This is a genomic window from Pseudoselenomonas ruminantium, from assembly GCF_900104055.1.
GTDB lineage: Bacteria > Bacillota > Negativicutes > Selenomonadales > Selenomonadaceae > Selenomonas_A > Selenomonas_A ruminantium_C.
Genome location: NZ_FNJQ01000067.1, coordinates 1 through 4,395, shown reverse-complemented (window position 1 = coordinate 4,395; position 4,395 = coordinate 1). Strand labels below are relative to the sequence as shown.

Here is a 4,395-nt window from a genome sequence, read left to right as displayed (position 1 = left end):
CGGAACGCTCAGATTTGCTATAGCCCAGATGCTCATCCATTTCCGTTTCCATCATTTCCTTGATGGTGCCGCCGAGCAAATCCTTTAGGGCATCTTGGATATCTGTGGCGCTCTCGATGTTGTACTCTTGGAACAGCTGCTGGATGATGGCACGCTTGCCATCGGTCATTTCTACCTTGTGAATCTCTTTTTTCTTTCTTGCCATAACAAAAGGCCTCCTATGATTTGATTATAGTTTATCATAGAAGACCTTTTGATTTCGAGGGAAAGTTAATTTACAGAGATTTTTTCATACTCTCTATCCCGCAATTCACGGCGTAAGCTGGCAGTTTCTTTCTGTTCATCTGATTCGTAGTTGCCGGAACCTCTTACAACGATATCGCCGGAGTCACGAAGTTCTTTCCGCCACTTGGTCAACGTGCTGTAACCGATGCCAAGGTTATTGGCGCAGCCACGCAAGCCAAGCTCCTTATGATCTTCGCAATATTGAATTGCGTCAAGTTTAAACTGTTTGTCATGTTGTTTAGCCATTCTGAAATCCTCCTCAAGATAGGTACATATATTGTACCATGTCATGAACTTATTTAGGATTTCTCATTTTGACTTGTACTATTTATATTCTAACTTCAATGTTTACAGGATATTGGTAGTCAGATTGGCTATTATGGCCGTGAAGATAACATCTAATCCCGAACGGCTGCAGGCCGACAGTTCCCGGACGGAGGTCCATTATCTCCTATTTTCAATCATGATAATGTGTGCGCGTATATCTGTCAAGAATTATTTTGGCGAGCAAGCTAACCTTAACCTAATTGCATCATATATTGATAAATGATAAAATAATAGATGCTGGGAAACCAGTTGCGTTCATTGAGTCGGCCCCATGCGGCCGGCATTTTTTGTAGTGTAGGTGGAAGATATGGCTTACAATGTAGAATTGAGGACAGAGTGCGATAATCTGCTTAGTCCGGAAACAAAAGCGCATATCGTAGCCCTTCAATGCTTAGTGCAGGCCGGCAATGACTCCGGCGCACTCAATGATGAAGTGACTAAGGCATTGGAGGAGCAAATAAACATAGTAATGAACGGTATCGCTGAGGATTGCTACAAGGAAGGCAAGCTCTGGTGGAAGAACGCTATAAAGCATAAAAAAAGAAATTAAATTTAATGTTTGTTATAAACAATAGAAATGGATAAAACCAAGGAGGTTTCAATGATAGCTGAACAAGAGATTGCAGCCTTTGGGACTGTAACTAAGAAAAAGGGAAAGAATTTCCGTATACCATATAAACATCAGCAGAATGCCATGTGTAATCTGGATCTTATTGATGATATGCCATCATATAGCACTTTAGTTGTACTCCCAACGGGTGGGGGCAAGACTTATACGGCATCGATGTGGCTTCTGCGTCATGCGTTAAATGAACACAAAAAAATTCTTTGGATAGCCCATCGACAAATGCTTTTGGAGCAGGCAGCAGAATCTTTCACGAAATATGCTTATGATGAGGTTATTCCTAAGATAGCTTCCTTCGATTACCGTATTGTTTCTGGCGCGACTTCCCATGAACGGACTAATTCCATTGTTCCGTCAGATAATCTTATCATTGCTAGTAAAGACAGCCTTGGTCGTAACATGACGGCTTTGGACGGATGGTTGGATGGAGAGGATGAAGTCTACCTTATTATTGATGAAGCCCACCATTCTACGGCTAAAACCTATCGTCGTATTATTGAACATGTGCAAAAAATGGTTCCTAATACAAAGGTTATTGGGCTGACTGCAACGCCATTCCGTACAGCTGAAAACGAGCAGGGGCTACTTGCTAAAATCTATAAAGATGGCATAAGGGATGGCCAAATATCTAAAAATGATATTGGAATTACCTATCAAATTGGCCTAAAAGATTTGATAGGACGTCAGATTCTGGCCAAGCCCATTTTTGAAAGCGCATATACTGATGAGTCGTTTGGTAATGAGCTTGGTGTTGACGATTGGAATCATATCAATCAGTTGGACATACTACCGGAAGATATTGCCCGTCAAATAGCCGCTAGTGCAGCTCGCAATAAATTAATTGTCGAGACATACAAAAAAAATCAACAAAAATATGGTCAGACTTTAGTCTTTGCTGTGAATGTGGTTCATGCAATTACTTTAGCAAAACTCTTTAATCATGCTGGCATTCCGGCAAACTTTATTGTATCGTCCGTAAAAGATATGACATTAGGTGTAACAATTAGCCGTGAAGAAAATGAGCGAAAAATTGAAGATTACCGCAATGGTAAGCTGAAAGTGCTTGTTAACGTCAATATTTTGACGGAAGGTGTAGATTTGCCTCAGACAAAAACCGTATTCCTGGCACGTCCGACCGTATCGACTATTCTAATGACTCAAATGATTGGACGAGCATTGCGCGGTCAGGCGGCTGGTGGCACAAGTGAAGCATATATTGTTTCCTTTATTGACGATTGGAGCGAACATATTGCATGGGTTAATCCGGAATCCATATTTGTTACAGCGGGTGAGGTGGATTTCGATGATAACCCTTGTCAGCGTCGTGCCAATGAACTTCGCATGATCGCTATTTCTAAGATTGAAGAATTTGCGGCAATGCTGGATGACTCGATAGATACTACAGCGCTGGAAAAAGTGTCATTCGAAAAACGTATTCCAGTTGGTATGTACGCATTTACCTATCTTGAAGAAAATGGAATGGATCATACATATCAGGTTATGGTCTACGATAGCACTAAAGATGCATATATTGCCATGATGGAAGAACTGCCGGAACTGTTCTCGGCATTTCAAGTGGAGGATGAAGAGTTTCTTGCTGATAGCACGCTTCGTGATATGGCAGAACAGTGTCGCAGCACTTTTTTCTTAGGCGACATGATTCCGCCTTATGAAGAAGATGATGTAATTCAAATCCTGAAATACTATGCACAGTATAGTGAAGCTCCTAAATTCTATACATTTGATGATATTGATCGAAATAAGTTAGATGTGGCAGCTATTGCTCGCCATATCTATGACGAGGATATGGGCCCTCGCAAGAAAGCTGAATATGTAGATTCTCTTTGGGATTCTGCCGAAGATGATGTACTAAGGCTCTTCTTTGGCAAAAAGCTTTACTTTTGGCGCCAGCTGGATATAGAGCTGATGAAAATAACTCAACCGTTAATCTATGAAGACAATGTTATTGCTCATGAGAAGAATCTTGAGGATTTGCCTTTACATGAAATTGGCAAGACAAATCCGGATTTAGAAAAAAGGCTTCGTGATGGAGCTTTTGAGAAAGCAAAAAATCAAAAGGGGCAGTATGTATGCCAGAAATGTGGGCTGACGGCTGCCAACAGAGTACCTTTTCAAGTTGATCACATCGTCCCAATGAATAAAGGCGGAAAGTCCACACCGGACAACCTACAGATTCTTTGTCGTTCCTGTAATGCAAGAAAGAGTGATAAATATTGAATTCCAGCATCTATGATGCACTATCTATAGCCTATTACATTGATAGTCAGGATATGGGCGCCAGACAGCAGGCGGCTTTTTTGCAACGTGTTTATCAAGAGGAACGTGACTGCCTTATAGAGCCGTATCGAAACAATCAGAGGCAGTTTATCCTCGATGTCTCCTATTGGGTAGACTATTTGATTGATAAAGTAACTTTTGATAAAGAATATTCGGCTATCCAAAAAGATTTGCAGCAATTAGGCATGTCGCTTCATGTCTTCGACTATGAAGATGAATACGCTGATATTGATTTTTATTTTATGCAATTACGGTTGCGTATAAGATATGAGCTGACACAAGGATACACGCGAATAAAGTTGCGGACGTTGTTAAGGCATTACGGATACAAACGTCGTAGCCCCAAAATTATGCTTCATATAAGCAAATGCTTAAATCACTTTCATTTGTTGCCGACGCAAAAAGGTATGATATGTGATGTTTGGGATTTGTCATTGGATGAAATGATTACTTTTAAAATTGAACAAACTTAGTCGAACGTGCCAATAGACATTATTAATCTGCAAAAGGCTAGATAGTCAAGATAGAATAATATTATCATATCGTCGGGACGTGCAATAAGAAAAGCAAACCTTGATAGAAGGATGCTATCAGGCATAGAAAGGGTGAGAGGTAATCCGTGGAAAACATTAAGCAGAATCAACCTGAGGGCAGAAAGATACCCAAGAAGAAGCGTAAACGTATGGATCTGAACTTATCACCCGTATCGTAACAAAGGGAAAAGAAGGTAAGCCGGGTTTCTCGATTTATGACGCGTGCATGGGGGAGAGTATGAAAAAATCTCTGTAAATTAACTTTCCCTCGAAATCAAAAGGTCTTCTATGATAAACTATAATCAAATCATAGGAGGCCTTTTGTTA

The 4,395-nt window shown here is 40.5% G+C and carries 4 protein-coding genes and 1 pseudogene; 3 read left to right on the top strand and 2 right to left on the bottom strand.

Translation table 11 applies throughout. The features are described from left to right. Both BLQ59_RS15485 and BLQ59_RS15480 read right to left on the bottom strand, forming a co-directional pair. Positions 1-205: pseudogene (locus BLQ59_RS15485) on the bottom strand (IS256 family transposase); the annotation flags it as partial. A gap of 65 nt (positions 206-270) precedes the next feature. Beyond that, positions 271-531, bottom strand: a complete 261-nt coding sequence (locus tag BLQ59_RS15480; protein WP_074573699.1) for a hypothetical protein — start codon at positions 529-531, stop codon at positions 271-273. 388 nt (positions 532-919) lie between these two features. Here BLQ59_RS15480 and BLQ59_RS15475 point away from each other — a divergent pair, with 388 nt between their 5' ends. From BLQ59_RS15475 to BLQ59_RS15465, 3 genes are read left to right on the top strand one after another with little or no spacing between them, the layout of a single operon-like run. After that, positions 920-1,162: a hypothetical protein gene (locus BLQ59_RS15475; RefSeq protein WP_074573698.1), complete on the top strand. Its 243-nt coding sequence runs from the start codon at positions 920-922 to the stop codon at positions 1,160-1,162. A gap of 51 nt (positions 1,163-1,213) precedes the next feature. Then, complete coding sequence (locus tag BLQ59_RS15470) at positions 1,214-3,475, top strand: DEAD/DEAH box helicase family protein (protein ID WP_074573697.1); 2,262 nt, start codon at positions 1,214-1,216, stop codon at positions 3,473-3,475. After that, positions 3,472-4,008, top strand: a complete 537-nt coding sequence (locus tag BLQ59_RS15465; protein WP_081342618.1) for a hypothetical protein — start codon at positions 3,472-3,474, stop codon at positions 4,006-4,008. Before BLQ59_RS15470 ends, BLQ59_RS15465 begins: the two co-directional genes overlap by 4 nt. Positions 4,009-4,395 lie beyond the last annotated feature (387 nt).